Annotated in this window: 12 protein-coding genes and 1 pseudogene; 12 read left to right on the top strand and 1 reads right to left on the bottom strand. The window is 59.8% G+C overall.

The window, feature by feature from the left end; translation table 11 throughout:
* The 12 genes and pseudogenes from fucP to FQK12_RS18665 form a co-directional block, all read left to right on the top strand.
* Positions 1–1,174, top strand: a pseudogene (gene fucP / locus FQK12_RS18720) (L-fucose:H+ symporter permease); the annotation flags it as partial.
* A 1-nt stretch (position 1,175) separates the two neighbouring features.
* Positions 1,176–1,565: a VOC family protein gene (locus FQK12_RS18715; RefSeq protein WP_014226720.1), complete on the top strand. Its 390-nt coding sequence runs from the start codon at positions 1,176–1,178 to the stop codon at positions 1,563–1,565.
* 249 nt (positions 1,566–1,814) lie between these two features.
* Positions 1,815–3,371, top strand: a complete 1,557-nt coding sequence (locus FQK12_RS18710; protein ID WP_014226721.1) for a class I adenylate-forming enzyme family protein — start codon at positions 1,815–1,817, stop codon at positions 3,369–3,371.
* On the top strand, positions 3,368–4,969 hold the full coding sequence (locus FQK12_RS18705) for an acyl CoA:acetate/3-ketoacid CoA transferase (protein ID WP_014226722.1): 1,602 nt from the start codon (positions 3,368–3,370) through the stop codon (positions 4,967–4,969). Before FQK12_RS18710 ends, FQK12_RS18705 begins: the two co-directional genes overlap by 4 nt.
* Before the next feature lie 2 nt (positions 4,970–4,971).
* Positions 4,972–5,706 carry a 3-oxoacyl-ACP reductase FabG gene (gene fabG / locus FQK12_RS18700; RefSeq protein WP_014226723.1) on the top strand — a complete coding sequence of 245 codons (735 nt, stop codon included), beginning with the start codon at positions 4,972–4,974 and terminating at the stop codon, positions 5,704–5,706.
* An 11-nt stretch (positions 5,707–5,717) separates the two neighbouring features.
* The gene (locus tag FQK12_RS18695) at positions 5,718–6,908 is read left to right on the top strand and encodes a thiolase family protein (protein ID WP_014226724.1); all 1,191 of its coding nucleotides are present in this window, start codon (positions 5,718–5,720) and stop codon (positions 6,906–6,908) included.
* Between the two features lie 135 nt (positions 6,909–7,043).
* Entirely contained in the window at positions 7,044–8,381 is a 1,338-nt protein-coding gene (locus FQK12_RS18690; RefSeq protein WP_014226725.1) for an MFS transporter, read from the top strand.
* 13 nt (positions 8,382–8,394) lie between these two features.
* Positions 8,395–9,273, top strand: coding sequence for an SMP-30/gluconolactonase/LRE family protein (locus tag FQK12_RS18685; RefSeq protein WP_014226726.1), 879 nt, complete (start codon positions 8,395–8,397; stop codon positions 9,271–9,273).
* A gap of 76 nt (positions 9,274–9,349) precedes the next feature.
* Positions 9,350–10,720 (top strand): MFS transporter, encoded by a 1,371-nt coding sequence (locus tag FQK12_RS18680; protein ID WP_162097156.1) that lies wholly within the window; start codon positions 9,350–9,352, stop codon positions 10,718–10,720.
* Between the two features lie 13 nt (positions 10,721–10,733).
* Positions 10,734–11,909, top strand: a complete 1,176-nt coding sequence (locus FQK12_RS18675; RefSeq protein ID WP_014226729.1) for a glycerate kinase — start codon at positions 10,734–10,736, stop codon at positions 11,907–11,909.
* Positions 11,906–13,063 (top strand): CdaR family transcriptional regulator, encoded by a 1,158-nt coding sequence (locus tag FQK12_RS18670; protein WP_014226730.1) that lies wholly within the window; start codon positions 11,906–11,908, stop codon positions 13,061–13,063. The genes FQK12_RS18675 and FQK12_RS18670 overlap by 4 nt, the downstream gene beginning before the upstream one ends.
* Positions 13,064–13,343: 280 nt before the next feature.
* A complete protein-coding gene (locus tag FQK12_RS18665; RefSeq protein ID WP_014226731.1) occupies positions 13,344–14,993 on the top strand; it encodes an OFA family MFS transporter in 1,650 nt (549 codons plus the stop codon).
* A 28-nt stretch (positions 14,994–15,021) separates the two neighbouring features.
* Here the strand turns inward: FQK12_RS18665 and FQK12_RS18660 are convergent, their stop codons facing one another.
* Entirely contained in the window at positions 15,022–15,552 is a 531-nt protein-coding gene (locus FQK12_RS18660; RefSeq protein WP_014226732.1) for an AAA family ATPase, read from the bottom strand.
* Positions 15,553–15,745: the final 193 nt, after the last annotated feature.

Genomic DNA, 15,745 nt, shown 5'->3' with positions numbered 1-15,745 from the left:
CGCCCAGTTTAAAAAGGGCTTCGATTTAACGGATACCCAGACGGCGCTGGTGCAGTCGATTTTTTTCCTCGGCTACTTCTTTGTCGCCCTGCCTGCGGCGGCGCTGATTAAGCGTTATTCCTATAAAGCGGCGATTATTATTGGGCTGTGCCTGTACGCCCTCGGCTGTTTCCTGTTCGTCCCGGCCGCGCAGATCATGACCTACGGCGCGTTCCTCGCCTGCCTGGGGGTGATCGCCTGCGGACTCTCTTTTCTGGAAACCTCGGCAAACACCTACTCCAGCCTGCTGGGCCCGATCCACTCCTCCACCCAGCGCATTAACTTTTCGCAGACCTTCAACTCGCTGGGCGTGATTTCCGGCGTGCTGATTGGCCAGGTGATGGTCTTCGGCGAAAACGATCCGGGCCATGAACAGCTGCTGGCGATGCCCGCCGCCGCCGCGGACGCCGCGCGCCATCAGATGGTCGGCCAGGTGGTCGGGCCCTATCTGATTATCGGCTCCGTGCTGGTGGTGCTGGCGCTGGTGTTCGTGTTTATTAAATTCCCGTCGTGCAAGGGCACGCCCTCTCAGCAGCAACAGCTCCCGACGGAAAGCATGGGGCCTACGCTGAAACGCCTGTTTGCCATCCCGCGCTTTCGCCTCGGGATCCTGTCGCAGTTTTTGTACGTCGGCGCCCAGGTTGGCGTATGGAGCTTCACGATTCGCTTTGTGCAGCTCGTGCAGCAGGGCACCAGCGAGCACTCCGCAACCTACTGGCTGCTGGCTTCTCTGGTGATTTACGCCGTGGGTAAAACGGTGGCCACCTGGTTGATGAACCGCCTGAATCCGGCGCTGCTGCTCGGTACCTTTGCCCTGGCCGCCACCGCCCTTTTACTGGTTGCCGTATTCAGCAGTTCAATGCTGGCGGTCTATGCGCTCATTCTGGTCAGCTTCTGTATGGCGCCATGCTAGCCGACAAACTTTGGTCTGGTCATCAAAGGGATGGGGAAAGATACCCAGACCGCAGGCTCGATCGTGGTGATGTCGATTATCGGCGGGGCCGTTATTCCGCTGGTGATGGGCATTATCTCGGATATGAACGGCGGCAATATGCAAATCGCCTTTATCGCCCCACTTGTGTGCTTTGTGTATGTCGCTTTCTACGGTTTCTGGTGCGTGCGTAAGGGGGTATAACATGCGCGAACTGGTCAACACGATTGCTCATATTGGCTATCAGGTCAGCGACTTAACGCGTTCGCTAGCCTTCTATGAACCGCTGGGCTTTCAGCGCCAGCAGCGGTTTAGCAAACCGTCGCCGCAGGGCGCTATTGAAGTCGCGTTTCTTGAAATGGCGGGCGCCGTCCTCGAGCTGTACCAGCTTCCCGAAGGAACGCCTTTTGACGCCCCTCGCTGCGGTATCGATCATCTGGCGCTGGAAGTCAGCGACCTGGATGCGGTGCAGCAGCGGCTGGCGGCGCTCGGTTATCCGCTCGATGAAGGGCCGATTGAGGAAGAAAATGTGCGCTTCCTGCTTATTCGCGGCCCCGATGGCGAACGGCTCGAGTTTGATGCCTTTAAACGCTAAACGGCCGGGCTGATCCCCTTCTCCCTTTTAGGCCCGGTTAACACGGGTCTAAAAGCGGGCTTCCTCAGGCTTTACAAAAGCCTGCCTGCTTCCAGATTTTCGCCCCCCCACCTGACCTCTCCTGCCTATTGTGCAATGTTACAAAATTGCTTCTGTTTTGTTGATTTTCTATTGTGAGCCATTCGGCAATTTCCTCTCCTGAATTTCCCCAGACTACTTCCAGTCAATACGCAATATCAGGAGAGACAAATGAGCAGCACCTCCGCCGACTTCCAGAATCTGTACCAGGCCCTGAGACACAGCGCCGCCCGCAGCCCGGATGCCCTGGCGCTGGCGTTTGAGGATCGGCGCTATCTGTACCGCGATTTTCACCTGCGGGTACAGCGAGCGATGGCGCAGCTTGACCAGGTCTGGTCGCTGCGCAAAGGCGACCGAATCCTGCTGGCCTGGGGGAATCATCCCGCATTTTGCGAAGTCCTTTTTGCCGCGCTTGGTCTGGGCATCGAAGTGGTGCCTTTCAGCACGAAGCTTAAGCAGGCCGAAAGCGAGGAGCTGGTGGGCCATATCGCCCCGCGGGTCGTGCTGTTCGATGCGACCGTGCAGGACTGGCTGAAAAACACCCCCGACGCGCGCGCGGTTTCGCTCAGCGAATGGCAGGCGCTCCCCCTTCCCGAACCGCTGACCCGCCAGCCGGTCCCGGTTAACCGCGACGATACGGCGGTGATGATGTTCACCTCCGGTACCACCGGAGAGCCTAAAGGGGCGATTATCACGCACAATAACCTGCTCTGCGCGATTGACGCCTATACGCAAAAACTGAATCTCACCGCCGCGGATAGCACCATTCTGGCGGTACCTATCTATCACATCACCGGCCTGTCGGCGCTGCTGGCGCTGTTTATTAGCCTCGGCGCGAGCATCTGGCTGCAGCACCGGTTCAACGCCCCGCAGGTGATCGGCACCCTGCGCGAACAGAACATTACCTTTCTGCACGGCTCGCCAACCATCTTTATCCTTCTCTGCCAGGCGGCGCGCGAGCAGAGCGCCAGTCATCCAGGCGATTTCCCCGCGTTACGCACGATTGCCTGCGGCGCGGGCCATCTGAGCGATGGACTGATCAACGAGTTAAAAACCCTGTTCCCGCACACGGCGATTCAGCCGATCTACGGGCTCACCGAAACGACCTCACCCGCGACGATTTTTCCGGGCGACGTCTGGGGCAGCGATAAATGCGGCAGTTCGGGCCAGGCGATCCCCGGCCTCGCCATTACGATCCGCAACGATCGCCAGCAGCTCCTCCCCGCCGGGCAAATCGGGCATATCTGGCTAAAAGGCGACGTGGTGATCCGCGAGTACTGGCAGCACAGCGAACGACGCCCGAGCTGCGATGCGCAGGGCTGGTTTTGTACCGGCGACCTGGGCTATCTCGACGATGAAGGCTGGTTGTACATAAAAGACCGCAGCAAGGACATGATCAATCGCGGCGGAGAGAAGATTTACTCGCTGGAGCTGGAAAACATTCTCTCTACCTATCGGGGAGTGCGGGAAGTTGCCGTCATCCCGACCCCCAGCCCGATCTATGGCGAAGAGCCGGTGGCGTTTATCGTGCCGGACGGCCAGCACCACCTGACCAGCGAAGAGATCCTCGGCTGGCTGAAGGTCAAAATCGCCCGCTTTAAGCTGCCGGCGCGCATTATTTTCACCCGCGTTTTACCGCGCACCCATAACGGAAAAGTGAGCAAACAACAGCTCAAAACGCGCCTCGCGGAATCCATCATCACGCTATCAACGGAGGATAAAAAGTGAGCAGCAAATTTATCGACGCCCATCAAGCGGCCCAGCGGGTCGCCAGCGGCGACACCGTCTGCACCGTCGGGATGACGCTTATCGGCGCGGCGGAGTCCATTTTAAGCGCTATCGAAGCGCGCTTTCTGACCGCGGGCGAACCGCGCGACCTGACGCTGCTGCATGCCGCTGGGCAAAGCGATCGCCAGCGCGGCATCCAGCACTTCGCCCACCCGGGTATGGTAACGCGGCTTATCGGCTCGCACTGGGGCCTGGCGCCGCGCTGGATGGCGATGATCAACAACAACGAAGTGGAAGCCTGGTGCCTGCCGCAGGGGCAGATCGTCCATCTCTATAGCGCGATGGCCGCCGGGCTTACCGGGCGGCTTTCCCCCGTCGGGCTCGGTACCTTTGTCGATCCGCGCATGGAAGGCGGGCGGATGAACGCCCGCACCCGCGAACGGCCCGATCTGATCGAGCACGTGACGTTTCGCGGCGACGAATATCTGTTCTACCCGGCCATTCCTCTGGACGTGGTCATTGTGCGCGGCACCCATGCTGATGAAGAGGGCAACCTCACGACCGATGAAGAGGTGATGAAGCTGGAAGTTCTGCACGCGGTTCTCGCCGCCAGACGCTATGGGGCGAAGGTGCTGGCGCAGGTGAAATATCGCGTGGCGAAAGGCTCGCTGCATCCGAAAAGCATCACCGTTCCCGGCAACCTGATCGACGCCATTGTGGTATGCGAAGAGCCGCAGATGGATCACCGCCAGACCTCCAGCTGGGACTTCGATCCGGCGCTGTGCGGCGATATCCAGCTGCCCGCCGCGCAGAACGCGCCGCTGCCGCTCGACCTGCGCAAGCTTATCGGGCGGATTGCCTGCCGCTATCTGACGCCCGGCTGCGTCATCAATCTCGGCACCGGCATTCCTAACGACGTTATTGGCGCCATCATTCACCAAGAACGGCTCGGCGAGCAGGTCACCATCACCGTGGAGTCTGGGATCTACGGCGGGCAGCAGGCGGGCGGCGTTGATTTCGGCATCGGTCGTAACCTGAGCGCGATGATAAGCCACCAGGATCAAATGCTCTATTACAACGGCGCGGGGGTCGATATCACCTTTATGGGCGCCGGCGAGATGGACCCGCACGGCCACGTCAACGCCACGCGGCTCGGCGCATCCTGCCCCGGCGCGGGCGGTTTTATCGATATCACCCAGAATGCCCGCCACGTCGTGTTCTGCTCCTCTTTTACCGCCAAAGGGCTGGAGATCGCCTGTGAACAAGGGGCCCTGCATATCCGCCGCGAAGGCGAGGTACGCAAATTCGTCGCCGGGGTGAATCAGGTTTCCTACAACGGCGAGCTGGCCCGCGCCAAAGGACAAACCATGCATTACGTCACCGAACGGGCGGTTTTCGAACTGCGCCCGGAGGGGCCGGTGCTGACGGAAATCGCCCCCGGTATCGATCTTGAGCGCGACATCCTGGCGCATATGGATTTTCGTCCGGCGATCGCCGCGGATCTTCAGGTTATGGACAGTCGCTTGTTCACCCCGCAGCCCTGCGGCCTCGCGGAACATCTGTCCCGGAATTCATCCTCTGACTCACAAGGAAATTAGCTATGAAACTTGCCAGTAAAACCGCCATTGTTACCGGCGCCGCGCGCGGTATCGGCTTTGGCATTGCTCAGGTGCTTGCGCGGGAAGGCGCGCGCGTGATCATCGCCGATCGCGACGCTCACGGCGAAGCCGCCGCCGCATCCCTGCGCAAATCGGGCGCACAGGCGCTGTTTATCAGCTGCAATATCGGTGAAAAAGCGCAGGTCGAAGCGCTGTTTTCCCAAGCCGAAGAGGCGTTTGGCCCGGTGGATATTGTGGTGAATAACGCCGGAATCAACCGCGACGCCATGCTGCACAAACTCTCCGAAGCGGACTGGGACACGGTGATCGATGTCAATCTGAAGGGCACTTTTCTCTGTATGCAGCAGGCCGCCATCCGCATGCGCGAGCGCGGCGCGGGCCGCATTATCAATATCGCTTCCGCCAGCTGGCTTGGCAACGTCGGACAAACCAACTATTCGGCGTCAAAAGCCGGCGTGGTGGGGATGACCAAAACCGCCTGCCGCGAACTGGCGAAAAAAGGCGTCACGGTTAACGCCATCTGCCCGGGCTTTATCGATACCGATATGACGCGCGGCGTCCCGGAAAACGTCTGGCAAATCATGATTAACAAGATCCCTGCGGGCTACGCCGGGGAGGCGAAAGACGTTGGCGAGTGCGTGGCGTTTCTGGCGTCCGACGGCGCGCGCTATATCAACGGGGAAGTGATTAACGTCGGCGGCGGCATGGTGCTGTAAGGAGAAAAAAGATGACACAGGCTAATGATATTGTGGTTGTCAGCGGCGTGCGTACCGCTATTGGCACGTTTAACGGCAGTCTTAAGCATACCCACCAGCATGACCTCGGAGCTGCGGTTATTCGCGAAGCGATCGCCCGCGCCGGACTTGCGCCGCAGGATATCGACGAAACGATCGTCGGCAACGTCGGGCAAATCGCCGAAAGCGGTTTTATCGCCCGCATCTGCCAGCTGCGGGCGGGGATCCCGCAGGAGAGCACCGCGTATTCGGTTAACCGCCAGTGCGGCTCCGGGCTTCAGGCCCTGGCGGACGGCATGATGCAGCTGCAAAGCGGCCAGGCCGAGGTGGTCGTCGCCTGCGGAACGGAAAATATGACCCAGTTGCCCTACTACCTGCGCAAAGCGCGCGATGGCTATCGCATGGGCCACGGCGAGCTGGAAGATGGACTGATCTCCATCCTTACCTGGCCAGAAGGGCCTTATCACAACGGCATCACGGCGGAAAACGTTGCGCAACGCTTCGGTATCTCTCGCGAAGCGATGGACGATTTCGCCTGGTCGAGCCAGCAGAAGGCGCTGAAGGCGATCGCTGAGGATCGATTCCGCGAGCAGATTCTGGCCCTTGAGGTACCGGACGGCAAAAAAGCGACCCGCCTGTTCGCGACCGATGAACACCCGCGCGACACCCCGCGCGAAAAGCTCGCCGCGCTGCGTCCGGCATTTAAAGCCGACGGCGTGGTGACGGCGGCCAACTCCTCCGGCATTAACGACGGCGCGGCCGCGCTGGTGATGATGACCCGCCAGCAGGCGGAACAGCGCGGCTTAACCCCGCGCATGCGGATTCGCGGCTGGGCGGTCGCCGGCTGCGGCGCGGAGATTATGGGGTTTGGCCCCTCTCCCGCTACCCGACGCCTGATGGACCGTCTCAATATGGATGTTCACGCCATCGATTTAATTGAACTCAATGAGGCCTTCGCCGCCCAGGCGCTGGCGGTGATGAACGATCTGCGTCTCGATCCAGCCCGCGTTAACGTCAACGGCGGCGCGATCGCCCTCGGCCACCCGGTGGGCGCCAGCGGTGCGATCCTGCCGGTCAAACTGATGTATGAAATGGCGCGCAGCGGCGCACGCACCGGTCTGGTCACCATGTGCATTGGCGGCGGCCAGGGGATTTCTATGCTGTTCGAGCGCGAAGGCGCTTAGGAAAAGACGGCCCGAAGTGGGGCTTCGGGCCGGGCGTCGTTCGGGTCAGCACCCGGCGACAACCTGTGAGCTGACGAACGGGATCGACGCGATCCCGGCAAGGCTTCTGACCACGAATACGGGGAAATAATAACCATGTCCGCAATAAATGAAAAGGCGGTAAACGGGGCGCAGCTACAGCGCACCCATAAAAAGATCTACCGCCATTTGATGCCGTTGCTTATCGTGGCGTACATCATCAGCTTTATTGATCGTACCAATATTGGCATGGCGAAAGCGACCATGTCGGTGGATATCGGCCTTTCCGCAACCGCATTCGGCCTCGGGGCCGGGTTGTTTTTTCTCACCTACGCGGTGCTGGAGATCCCCAGCAACCTGTTTTTAACCCGGATTGGCGCACGGCGCTGGATCGCCCGCATCATGATCACCTGGGGGATCATCTCCTGCGGCATGGCGTTTGTCACCGGGCCTACGTCCTTTTACGTGATGCGCCTTTTGCTCGGCGCCGCCGAAGCAGGGCTCTATCCGGGCATTATTTACTACCTGACCCTCTGGTTTGGCCGCGAAGAGCGCGCTAAAGCCACCGGTCTGTTCCTGCTGGGAGTCTGCCTGGCCAATATTATCGGCGCGCCGCTGGGCGGATTGTTATTAAGCCTTGATGGAATGTCCGGCTGGCACGGCTGGCAGTGGATGTTCTTTATCGAAGGGCTGCCTGCGATAGCGCTGGCGTTCGTCGTCTGGCGCAGGCTGCCGGATAAACCTGCCGACGCCCGCTGGCTGGACAGCAACGACGTGGAGGCAATCAACGCGGTGCTGGAGAAAGAAGCCAAGGAGACGCGCCATACGCCGAGCCGTTTTTCCCTGAAAACCGCGCTCACCACCCGGGTGTTTTTGTTGCTGGTGCTGATTTACTTTACCCATCAGTTTTCAGTTTACGGCCTGAGTTATTTCCTGCCGGGGATCATCGGTAGCTGGGGCCAGCTTACTCCGCTGCAGATCGGTCTGCTGACCGCCATCCCGTGGATCGCAGCCGCCGCTGGCGGGATCCTGCTGCCGCGTTTCGCCCGGACGGAGCAGCGTTCGCGCAGCATGCTGATGGCTGGATATCTGGTCATGGCGACCGGCATGGCCATTGGCGCGATTGCCGGCCACGGCGTGGCGCTGCTTGGCTTCTCGCTGGCCGCTTTCATGTTCTTCGCCATGCAATCCATCATCTTTAACTGGCTCCCCTCGATCATGAGCGGGCATATGCTGGCGGGCAGCTTCGGCTTGCTTAACTGCCTCGGGCTGTGCGGCGGCTTTCTCGGGCCGTTTATCCTCGGCGCGTTTGAGGACCGCACCGGCGCGGCAACGTCCGGCTTATGGTTCGCCGTCGCGCTACTGATCGTCGGCGCGCTGGTGTCTCTGTTCATCAAAAGTTCGTCATCCCCCGGCAGTGCATCGGCAAAACAAGCCGACGGCGAAAAAGCGTAATCAGGAGGTTCTTATGCGCATCGAAGTCTTACTGGATTTAAAAACTCGACTCGGCGAAAGCCCGGTCTGGGATGTCGAACAGCAGCGTCTTTGGTGGGTGGACAGCCTCGACGGGCGCCTGTTCGCCTGTAACGCGCAGGGCGGCGCGATTAAGAGCTGGGACGTGCGGCAGAAAATTGGCTCGTTCGCCCTGCGCCAGAACGGCGAAGGCGCGGTGGTGGCGCTAGAGAATGGCGTGCATCTGCTCGACTTCGCCAGCGGCGAGCTGACGCTACTGCACCATCCGGAAGCGGACCGACCCTTTAACCGGCTCAACGACGGCAAAGTCGATCGTCAGGGACGTTTTCTGTTTGGATCGATGGATATGCGTGAAGAGGAGCCGAGCGGCGCGCTATATCGCCTGGACGCCGATCTGTCGCTGCACGTGCTGAAGAAAAATATCATCGTCTCTAACGCCCCGTGCTGGAGCCCCTCCGGCGAGACGTTCTATTTTGCCGATACCTGGACGGGCGAAATCTGCGCCTGGGACTACAACACCGCGACCGGCGATCTCTCCGGAGAACGAGTCTTTTGCCGTGTCGATCGCAGCGAAGGCGGCGCGGCGGATGGCGCCACCGTGGACAGCGAAGGCTATCTGTGGAACGCGCTGGTCTACGCGGGCAAGCTGGTGCGCTACACGCCGGAGGGCAAGGTCGATCGCATCATTGAGATGCCGGTGAAAAAAGTGACCAGCGTCATGTTCGGCGGCGAAAACCTCGACGTGCTGTACGTCACCTCAATGGCGCAGCCGCCCCTCCCGCGCTTCCCGGAAGATAATCAGCTGCGCGGCAGCCTGTTCGCCCTATACGACCTGGGCGTGACCGGCGTAGCGGAACGGCGTTTTGCCGGCTAAGCCAACCTCCGGCTCGCCGCGATAACAATAATACCCGGCGAACTGACTCTGACCCTGACACCAGGCGGCGCGCATCATGCTGTCGCGACGCCGCGGAGTAAACACGACTATGACAACAATCAATCACACACCAGCCGGCGAACAAGGTGGAAAAAAGCGGCTGATACATCGTTTCTCCTGGGTTTCGCTGCTGGTTTGCTGGCTAATCTGGGTGCTTAACGCCTACGATCGCGAGATGATCCTGCGCCTTGGCCCGGTCATCTCTAAAGAGTTTTCGCTCTCGCCGGAACAGTGGGGCAACGTCGTCGCCCTGATTATGGTTGCCCTTGCGGTGCTGGATATCCCCGGCTCCATCTGGAGCGATCGCTACGGTTCAGGCTGGAAGCGAGCGCGCTTTCAGGTACCGCTGGTGCTGGGCTATACCGCCCTCTCTTTTCTTTCCGGAATTAAAGCGATCAGCCACGGGCTGACGGCTTTTGTGCTGCTGCGCGTTGGCGTCAACCTCGGGGCCGGCTGGGGCGAGCCCGTCGGCGTCAGTAACACCGCAGAGTGGTGGCCGAAAGAGAAACGCGGCTTCGCGCTGGGGGTGCATCATACCGGCTATCCGATTGGCGCGCTGCTGAGCGGCGTGGTGGCAAGTCTGGTGCTTTCCGCATTTGGCGAAGGCAGCTGGCGCTACTGCTTCCTGCTGGCGCTGATCGTCGCCATCCCGCTGATGATTTTCTGGGCGAAATATTCCACCGCCGATCGCATCAACACGCTTTATCTGCATATCGATAGCCAGGGGATGACGCGCCCGGCGACCCAGGAAAGCAGCCATGTTGCCAAAGGCGAAGGGATGAAGACCTTTTTACGCACCCTGCGCAACCGCAATATTTCGCTAACGGCGGGCAATACCCTGCTGACGCAAATTGTCTATATGGGCATTAACGTTGTGCTGCCGCCGTACCTTTATCACGTCTCCGGCCTGTCGCTGGCGGCATCCGCCGGGCTAAGTATTATCTTCACGCTTACCGGTACCCTGGGCCAGATAATTTGGCCCAGGCTCTCCGATAGCTTTGGCCGTAAACGTACTCTGATCGTCTGCGGTCTGTGGATGAGTATCGGCATTGCGCTGTTCTATTTCGCCACCAATATGCCGCGCCTTATCGCCATTCAGCTATTTTTTGGCCTGGTGGCCAACGCCGTGTGGCCTATCTACTACGCCATGGCTTCGGACTCCGCCGAAGAACGCGCCACCTCTACCGCCAACGGCATTATCACCACGGCGATGTTTATCGGCGGCGGCATTTCGCCATTGCTTATGGGCTGGCTCATCCAGTTCGGTGGGGGATGGGAAAATCCGGCGGGTTATATCTACGCCTTCTTTACCATGGCGGGATGCGCGCTGCTGGGGATGTTATTGCAGCTCATGACCACCGATAAAACGCCGCGCAAAGCGCATTAACGCAGGAGAACGCATGAAGATTGTTATCGCGCTGGATTCGTTTAAGGGTAGCTGTAGCGCGCAGGCCGCTTGCGCAGCGGTAGCACAGGGGTTGCGCCGGGTTGACGAGGAGCTGGAGCTGGTCGAAATGCCCGTGTCGGACGGCGGAGAGGGGCTGCTCTCGGCCCTTGCGGAAAGTCCGCAGCTGAAGGGCGCGAGGTGGCAGCAGCAGCGTTGCGCCTCGCCTTACGGTCTCTCCGTACAGGCCGCATTTCTGATCCTGCCCGGCGAACGGGCCATTATCGAGATGGCGCAAAGCTGTGGGCTGGAGCTCACGCCGAAAGCGCAGCGGGATGTGCGCCAGGCCAGCAGCTTTGGCCTGGGTGAGCAGGTAAAAGCGGCGCTGGATGCCGGGTGTCGGCGTTTGATTATCGGGCTGGGCGGCAGCGCGACCAACGATGGCGGCATCGGTTTTGCCCAGGCGCTTGGCGCCCGCTTCTGGCGCGAGGACGGCACGCTGCTGCCGGTTCCCGCGGCGGGCAAGGACCTAGCGCATATTCAGCGCATCGATTTAAGCGCCATGGACCCGCGCTTACGACAGGCCGAAATACAGGCCTCCTGCGACGTCACAAATCCTCTGCTTGGGGAAGATGGCGCCACCTGGGTGTATGGCGCGCAGAAAGGCGCGGATGAGGCGGCGCTCAGGGAGCTGGAGGCGGGTATGGCGCACTACAGTCGGCAGCTTACGCAAACGCTCGGCTACGACGTCAGCGAACGGCCCGGCGCCGGGGCCGCGGGCGGTATGGGGGCCGCGCTGATCGCCTATGCGGGCGCCACGCTGCGCCCGGGCATTGACCTGGTGCTCGAACTGCTTAACGCCGACCGTCATCTTAGCGATGCCGCACTGACCATCGTCGGGGAAGGCTGGCTCGATCGTCAGAGCGCCTTTGGTAAAGCCCCGGTGGGCGTGGCGGGCAAAGCGGCGCGCCACGGCGTACCGGTTGTGGCCCTTTGCGGCGGACGCGATGAAAGCAGTCGGCAATTGTATCAACACCATATTGACGCGATGTGGTCTATCTGCCAGCGCCCTATGCCGCTGGCGGAGTCGATGAACACATGCGAACAGCTCCTCGCCGACGCAGCGGAGAATGTTCTACGAACCTTTCTGAGCGGGCGGCGCGGAGAGGCACATAAGCGGATAACTGTATGATTATTACGACGGCGCTGGCTAATGAAATTGTCGCCCGGGCAATGGCGATAATTCATCATAACGTGAACGTGATTGACCATCATGGACAGATCATTGCCTCAGGTGAACGGCATCGTATCGGCGAGCAGCATGAGATCGCCCGTGAGGTGATACGCACCGGTAAACGTATTTGTATTAATAACACCGCGGAAGCCGCGCGTTTCCAGAATGTGCATCCCGGTATTAATCATCCCATTATCTATGACGATCGCGTGGTGATGGTGGTGGGCATCAGCGGCGATCCCGCGGCGATCAGCCGCTATGCTGAACTGGCGGTACTCACCGCCGAGCTGCTGGTCCGCCAGGCCATAGAGATGCGGGAAACCAACTGGCGACAGCGTCTGCGCGATACCCTGTTTGGTCAATATCTTGATCAAGGCGCTTCGCCCGCCGGACAGGAAGCGCTGCATCGCCTGGTGGAGCTTGGCTTCGCTTTTGATGCGCCGCTGGTGCCGGTCGTGGTAACCGTGCAGGTCGAACAGCATCAGCTAAGCGAAATACTGAGTACGCTGCTGCGGGAATTCTCGCAGCTGTCCGGGGTAAGAGACGTGATTTTGCTGGGCAGTAATGAAATATTGCTCCTCAATACGCTGAGCGAATCCCAGGAAACGCTGCTGCGGGGCATCGAGTTTGTCCTCAGCAATCAGATCAGCCATTACCATATCGGTATTGGCGTGCAGGCGGACAGCGCTCCGGATATTCGCGAGGCCATCCGATTCGCCAGGTCGGTGATTGAGGTGGGGAGCAAAGTGCAGCCGCAGCGGCAGATCTACTACTTTCGCGAAATGGCGATGCTCTGCCTGTTCCGGGTGCTGGAAGACAGCTATATGGTCAATTTTTTTATCAATAACGTACGCCAGCTGCTTGAGCATGATTCCGGCGAAGTGCTGCTGGATACCCTCAGCAGCTTTATTGCCAATAACGCCGAGCCGGGCAAAACGTCGCTGCTGTTGGGGATTCATCGCAATACGCTCACCTACCGGCTGCAGCAGATTAAAAAGCATATTCAGCTCGATCCGATGGTCTTCACCGACCTGACGCAGCTGGCGGTGTCGGTACACTGCTATCGTCGGCAGAACCCGCGCCAGAGCGAATGGATTGATACCTTAAGCTAACGTGCGGCGGGCTAGCAGGCCGGTACGCGCCCTCGCCACCCGGCACCGCGTATCACTCTGAGATCGCCGTTTATCAAAATAATAGCGCGCCCGGCGATTTTATCGCAGGCGGTGCCTCCGTCGCCGGTGGCGGGCTTTTCGCCTCAGCCGTTCGGCGGAGCTTGCTCGCTTCAGTCGCCATTTTTGTACGCAATTTAATCAAATGGCACCGTTCTTGCCTTTTATCTACGTTCCCCGACCGCAGCATTCGTCGGCCAATATCGATAAAAAGGACAGGAAAATGGCGCAAATGAATGAAAACATCGCGACCGCACCGGTCTCTCCCCTCCGCGATTTTTTCGCGAAACCCCGTATCATCGCCAGGCCCGGCTTTAACCGCTGGCTGGTGCCACCGGCCGCGCTGGCGGTTCATCTCTGTATAGGTATGGCCTATGGGTTTTCCGTTTACTGGCTGCCTATGTCGCAGCTCATAGGAGGAAGCGCGTCCTTGCAATGCCCCGCCACGATGTCGTTCTGGCAGCAGCTGTTTACCCGCGATTGCGACTGGAAAATCTCCATGCTGGGCTGGACCTACACGCTGTTTTTTGTTTTTCTCGGCTGTTCGGCGGCGCTGTGGGGCAGCTGGCTTGAGAAGGTTGGACCGCGGCTGGTGAGCTTTATTGCCACTTTGTGCTGGTGCGGCGGCCTGCTGCTATCCAGCGTCGCTATCTATTTCCATCAGCTGTGGCTGCTGTGGCTGGGGGCCGGGGTCATCGGCGGAATCGGTCTCGGACTGGGCTATATTTCACCGGTTTCGACGCTGCTGCGCTGGTTTCCTGACAAGCGCGGAATGGCGGCCGGGATGGCGATTATGGGTTTTGGCGGGGGAGCGCTGGTGGGCGCACCGCTGGCAAACGGTCTGATGAATTACTTCGCCGGTCCGGCCGGCAACGGGGTATGGCAAAGCATTCTGGCGCTGGCGGCGATTTATGCGCTGTTTATGCTCGCCGGTACCTTTGGCTATCGCCTGCCGCCCATGGGCTGGCATCCTTCGGGTGAGAAGGCGCAAAAAACGATTCGCAATAATCCCACGATCCAGGTGCACGTCCGCGTTGCCTGCCGCACTCCGCAGTTCTGGCTGCTGTGGATGGTGCTGTGGCTCAACGTCACCGCGGGGATCGGCATTCTCGGTATGGCTTCGCCGATGCTGCAGGAGATCTTTGCCGGCAAACTGCTGTCGCTCGATCTCAGCTGGCATGAGCTGAACGGCGAGCAGCTGAAACGCATTGCAACCATGGCCGCAGGATTTACCGGCCTGCTCAGCCTGTTTAACATCCTGGGACGTTTTTTCTGGGCATCGGTATCCGACCTGTGCGGACGCAAAATGACCTTTGCGATCATTTTCTGCCTGGGGGCCGTGCTGTACGGCACGTTGCCGCTGGTGAATCACGGCGGCTATATCGCGCTGTATGTCTGCGCGATGTGCATTATCATTTCGATGTACGGCGGAGGCTTTGCCAGTATTCCCGCCTATCTGGCCGACGTCTTTGGCTCACAAATGGTGGGCGCGATTCACGGGCGCCTGTTAACCGCCTGGTCGGCGGCGGGGATCAGCGGCCCGGTTCTGGTGAACTATCTGCGCGAGTATCAGCTGACGCACGGGGTCTCGCCCGAGCGCGTCTACGATATTACGCTGATGGTCCTGACCGGCCTGCTGGTATTGGGTTTTATCTGTAATCAGCTGGTGCGTCCGCTGACGGAAGAGCATGCGATGACCGCGGAACAGCAGCAGCAGGCGAAAGGACTGTATACCATCAACAAGGATGCCCAGCTCACGTGGGAGCCCCGCCCGTCCACGCTGCTGTTAACCGTAAGCTGGCTGGCGGTGAGCGTGCCGCTGTTATGGGGCGTCGGTACCACCCTCCAGCAGGCCGTGAAATTCTTTATGTAGGTTGTTGCCGCCGATGGCCCGGCGGCTTCTACGAACCTACCGGCGCGTGGCGATCGCGTGACGCAATATGCTCAACGATCCGCTCTACCGCCTCTTCTGCGGTCAGCACCGAGGTATCCAGAGTCAGGCTGGCGGTGCGCCAGGGTTCGTACTCACGGGTGATAACCTTTTGCCAGTCCGGCAGAATATGACCGCGAATATCCGCCACTCGGTTTTCCACGCGATACCGATGCTGCATTTGGTCGGAGCAGGTCAGTTCTATCTCCAGATAAGGCGCGGCATTCTCGGTCGCGACCGCTCTCCAGGCCTGGCGGGTAATGGCTATAGGGTTAACTGAGTCGGCAATCACCACGTTGCCCAGCCTGAGGTTATCCGCAGCAATGGCGTACGCCGCCAGATATCCGGCCGGTCCTATATCGTGCCGGGTGACGGTTTCGGCGCGGATCAGCGCCTGTTCAATTGAATCAATCCGTAACCAGACGGCCCCCAGCCTGGCGGCAAGCAGGCGAGCGATGGTTGATTTCCCGGTACCGGGCAGACCGCCAAAGATCAGTAACATCGATATCCCATTACGGCAGCGTCATGTTATTGCCGCTGGCGATGATTATTGGTGATTTTCCATCTTACCTGACCAGGGTTCTTATTCAGCCAGGCATTATTAATATTCAATACTGGCTGAAACTGCATAAGCGGCATCAGGAGGCGTCTGCAGATAATTGTCATAGTCACCCTCCAGAATATCGTTCAGTGAG

Source organism: Klebsiella sp. ME-303, from assembly GCF_007910085.1.
In the GTDB taxonomy this organism is placed as follows: Bacteria; Pseudomonadota; Gammaproteobacteria; order Enterobacterales; family Enterobacteriaceae; genus Klebsiella; species Klebsiella michiganensis.
This window is presented reverse-complemented; position numbering and strand designations above follow the sequence as displayed.

What these genes read in the sequence shown, in the direction of transcription:
- FQK12_RS18715 (WP_014226720.1), top strand. Translation starts at nt 1,176, where the DNA reads ATGCGCGAACTGGTCAACACGATTGCTCATATTGGCTATCAGGTCAGC.
- FQK12_RS18710 (WP_014226721.1), top strand. Translation starts at nt 1,815, where the DNA reads ATGAGCAGCACCTCCGCCGACTTCCAGAATCTGTACCAGGCCCTGAGA.
- fabG (WP_014226723.1), top strand. Translation starts at nt 4,972, where the DNA reads ATGAAACTTGCCAGTAAAACCGCCATTGTTACCGGCGCCGCGCGCGGT.
- FQK12_RS18695 (WP_014226724.1), top strand. Translation starts at nt 5,718, where the DNA reads ATGACACAGGCTAATGATATTGTGGTTGTCAGCGGCGTGCGTACCGCT.
- FQK12_RS18690 (WP_014226725.1), top strand. Translation starts at nt 7,044, where the DNA reads ATGTCCGCAATAAATGAAAAGGCGGTAAACGGGGCGCAGCTACAGCGC.
- FQK12_RS18685 (WP_014226726.1), top strand. Translation starts at nt 8,395, where the DNA reads ATGCGCATCGAAGTCTTACTGGATTTAAAAACTCGACTCGGCGAAAGC.
- FQK12_RS18680 (WP_162097156.1), top strand. Translation starts at nt 9,350, where the DNA reads ATGCTGTCGCGACGCCGCGGAGTAAACACGACTATGACAACAATCAAT.
- FQK12_RS18675 (WP_014226729.1), top strand. Translation starts at nt 10,734, where the DNA reads ATGAAGATTGTTATCGCGCTGGATTCGTTTAAGGGTAGCTGTAGCGCG.
- FQK12_RS18670 (WP_014226730.1), top strand. Translation starts at nt 11,906, where the DNA reads ATGATTATTACGACGGCGCTGGCTAATGAAATTGTCGCCCGGGCAATG.
- FQK12_RS18665 (WP_014226731.1), top strand. Translation starts at nt 13,344, where the DNA reads ATGGCGCAAATGAATGAAAACATCGCGACCGCACCGGTCTCTCCCCTC.
- FQK12_RS18660 (WP_014226732.1), bottom strand. Translation starts at nt 15,552, where the DNA reads ATGTTACTGATCTTTGGCGGTCTGCCCGGTACCGGGAAATCAACCATC.